The sequence below is a fragment of the Chitinophaga sp. genome (assembly GCF_036566945.1).
GTDB lineage: Bacteria > Bacteroidota > Bacteroidia > Chitinophagales > Chitinophagaceae > Chitinophaga.
In genome coordinates, this window is sequence record NZ_DATCVJ010000708.1 from 1 (window position 1) to 3,817 (window position 3,817).

Sequence of the window (3,817 nt, forward strand, 5' to 3'; positions counted from 1 at the left end):
CCGGAGTAACAAGTTCCGGAGGTCATCCAGCATTTTTTTATCATCGGTGTTGTAATACCCTCTTTGCATCTTCTCCACCCGCAACACGTAAGAGATGCTATTAGCGTCATCCAGTCCCGACCAGGCTTCTTCCGGACGTACCTCTTTCTTGTTTTCGGTCTTTATATAGCTGGCTTCAGAAAGCAATACCGCGGAAAATCCCAACTGGGGGCGATATATTGTATCATACGTCGTCACAGACCGCGCAATATCATAAAAGCGTATCGACCTGAAAAAGTCTTTTCTCAAACTGCTGTCTTTCTCCGGCGCACTGTGCATGAATACATACGCTCTGTTGTTTTGGATGAACAACCGTATGTAGAACGGTAGGTTTTCCTGCAGCAACACGGCCTCTGTACCGGGTATGTCGCGGTAAATGATAGGGTAGGATTTTTTCAGTTCGGCATTTCCTTGCTTCGCCATGTTGTTGATCATCATATTCACCAACTCCTGCTTATTGGTTCCCAGCTGTGCAATGTCGACGGAAAAAGCAAAACCGGTTTCAACACCGTTATTACCTAAGTACATTTTCCGGTTACTGTTAGGTACCGGATAAGCAATGGGAGTTCCGGGAAGTGCAACGCTGTAACCATCTGCTATCCTGTTCAGCAAATATCCTTTCAGGCTATCCAACCGATGCCGCTCACGTTTTGCCACACCAGTAAATGTGGCGTTTACAGCTGTCACCGTATATCCTTTTGCACGAAGCAATGACAGAATACCCTTTTGACCAGGTAAATGAGCCACGCCAACGGCAGCAAAAACACTGCCTTTCGGCATCAGCAAGCCCAGGTTGTCTGTCATTTCGCGATTGCGGAACTCCAGCCCGGGGCCATCCTCAGGATCATCCCAATTACTCACCAGGGTTGATATCTTTTGCAGATCGGCCATATAATACAGGTTCACGAGTGAATCCAGCATCGACACCCGCATATTGAAACGGTCTGTTTTTTCTTCGGCATCACCGCTGCCTGCATCGTGATAGCCAAGGTTCCACAGGAATACCTCCTTCTGTACTTCCGATACATCGGCACTCATAATATGCAGCTGATTCTGCATTTTCTCCAGGCTATGTACTGGCTTACCGAGTCCGGATGCTTTCTGGTGCAACCAGCCATCCAAAAATATATCTCCCTCTTTTTGATCAGGATCGGTACTTTTCTTCAGTGCTTTCTCTTCGTCGAGCAACAACTTTTCTATAAACCACAAACGTTTCAGACTCAGCTGCGCGATAGAACCACCGGTTTTCTGTAGTACGAGACTGTCTACATACCGGTATTCCTCCGCCGTCAGCAAACGGCGCATATGATTCACCGTATCCAGCAAGGGGCCTCCGGGCGACAGCATATAAGACATCATCGAATCCATATCCACTTCCATCGCAAAAGAGGAAGCACTCCGCAACGCCGTAAGTACAGAGTCACTGAACTCAAACACCCGGCTATCCGTCAGGTGCATGGTACCAAATAAATAAGAAGGAGAAGACAGTCCAGGCCCCTCAATACGCCAGAGCAACTGGTAATGCGACCGGTTGTCGTTTTGGGCGTGTAAAACAGCTGTTGGCAGCAATAAAAATAACAGCAGGGCAACTATCATGCGGGTAAAACGTCCGGCAAATGGCTGCCGTCGACAGATATAGGAATAAAACATCCGGCAAAAATAATAAAGTCCCGGCATGTTCTATCATCCCCGGCGGCTTCCTGCTGAAGTAGCCGGACTTCATCATTGGCGGCAAACATAGGCGGGTGAAGGCATGTATTTAAAACTTATCCAGTTGTATTTAAATGCCGGTTGTTTTCATATTATCGGGTTGCTATTATAAACAACCTGGGAAAAGGCAACAACGCACTACCATTATCATATACCGGATAAGCCTTTGCTATTTTCGCCGTGTATGCGGCCAGAAATGCTGCTTTCTCCTCCTCTCCCAGGGGATCCAGAAACGGGCGAAGGCCGGTGCCTTTAAACCATTCTACAATAGCCGCCGCGCCACCGGCAAGGGGATGATAATAAATAGTACGCCATATATCTAATGTGCTCACCTGACTACGCAAATGATCATAATACCAACCGGCCCCTTCACGTGCCACCCGCTTCGCGGCATCTTTCAGCTTTGCCGCCCAGGGGCCTTCCGCAGCCGTTGCCCGCATGAGCTTTTGTGCGGGCTCTTCAAAATTATCAGGCATCTGAACGGCCAAACTACCGCCCCGATTAAGTTGGTTGATCAGCGATGGAAAAAGTGTTTTATGATCTGGCACCCACTGCAATGCCGCATTCGCCAGAATCACGTCATACTTTCCATCTCCTTGCCAGGTGGAAATATCCGCTACCTCAAAGGATACATCGGGCATTCGTTTACGCGCTGCCATTATCATGTCCTCAGAACTATCCATCCCGGAAACAATAGCGGCAGGAAAATGGGCACGAAGCAATTCCGTTGAATTACCTGGTCCACACCCTATATCCACGGCTGTTTTCACAGATGTAGCAGGTATATGCGCCAGTAAATCTATGATAGGACGGTTCCGCTCCTTTTCAAACTTTGAGTATTGTTTGGCAGACCAGCTGTCAGTTGTATGTTGATCAGACATGTTGCATCAATTTTCTATCTACAATAATATTCAATATTTAAACAGGTAAGCATAGCGATTTGTTAATAACAAATCGCTATGCTTACCTAAAAAATAAACAAGATTAAATTTCTATTTTTGAGCCGGTAAATGAAGGGGACTAATCTTGTAGCTCCACCTCATATTGATGGCAAATACATAATATGCAGAATGAAAGAACAACTCACTACTTTGATTGAAAAATTAAAAGATCATTCACTCCCGTTCAAAGCCGTGATCGAATTTATAGAAACGGACTATCAACATCAACCTACGGCCTTTAAAAATGGAACGGCGCAGAATGAAGCTACTCAAAATCAGGGAAGCGCAAAGGTATTTGCATTCGCTCAACTGAATAACCTGAGCCAGGAAGATACGCTGCTCTTATTCGCAGAACACTATCAGGCGGTATTAAATACACCGGAAGGAACAGATCATCAGAATATCAGGCAGTTTATGGTGCATGGATGGCCGGGGATTGTTTTTGAAGGAACTGCGTTGGTGGCGAAATAATTCAACGTGGAAGGAAAGCTTAAAGAGGGTGTTTCAATTTGAAAGACCCTCTTTAGACTTTTTAAGGAGAGATGCGGGAGTCTAACCACTCTATATTATGCCAACTATCATTAACGCCCTAAAGCGATGTCCATAAAGTAGTAGCAAGGGATTTCGAAGCCGAAAAGGCAACTAATATAAATACAACTAAAGTAGTAATAAATTATCCAGACTTACTCATTTCCTTTGTAGTAATTACTAACTGGGTATTTGATTTTGAATTGTTAACTGTTATACAACCCTTCAATAAGTTTTCTATAGCCAAAAAGTTTTAGGAGAAACACTTTCATTCACTTTTAATCCCTGACCTATGAATCAGCCAACATTTTTATTCCAGTAGTTTTGATGTAGCCAGTACTGCGAAAGAAGAGATCCGGTTAAACAAATGGTAAACGCTGATTGCTGTCTATTCAAATGAGCTATTTTTTGCAAACCAAAATCTGTAAACTCCTGCTCTATGGAACCGGTTCTAGTATCGCTGTAGGCGCGTCAATAACTTCATGTATGATATTAGTTTAAATCAGAAAAATGATCTATAAAAAATTAAGTATCCTTATACTATTTATTTTAGTCGTTTTTTGTGCATGTGAGAAAAAAAAGTCAAACTTATTTATTTG

General features: G+C 44.1%; 3 protein-coding genes. 1 reads left to right on the top strand and 2 read right to left on the bottom strand.

The window, feature by feature from the left end:
- On the bottom strand, window positions 1-1,635 hold a 1,635-nt coding region (locus VIP81_RS21445; RefSeq protein ID WP_331966071.1), incomplete at its 3' end, for a TraB/GumN family protein.
- A gap of 206 nt (window positions 1,636-1,841) precedes the next feature.
- On the bottom strand, window positions 1,842-2,630 hold the full coding sequence (gene tam, locus VIP81_RS21450) for a trans-aconitate 2-methyltransferase (protein ID WP_331966074.1): 789 nt from the start codon (window positions 2,628-2,630) through the stop codon (window positions 1,842-1,844).
- Between the two features lie 189 nt (window positions 2,631-2,819).
- Here tam and VIP81_RS21455 point away from each other — a divergent pair, with 189 nt between their 5' ends.
- The gene (locus VIP81_RS21455) at window positions 2,820-3,161 is read left to right on the top strand and encodes a HopJ type III effector protein (RefSeq protein ID WP_331966077.1); all 342 of its coding nucleotides are present in this window, start codon (window positions 2,820-2,822) and stop codon (window positions 3,159-3,161) included.
- The last annotated feature ends 656 nt before the right edge of the window (window positions 3,162-3,817 follow it).

Coding starts and splice junctions, on each gene's coding strand:
- tam (WP_331966074.1), bottom strand. CDS start 2,630: ATGTCTGATCAACATACAACTGACAGCTGGTCTGCCAAACAATACTCA.
- VIP81_RS21455 (WP_331966077.1), top strand. CDS start 2,820: ATGAAAGAACAACTCACTACTTTGATTGAAAAATTAAAAGATCATTCA.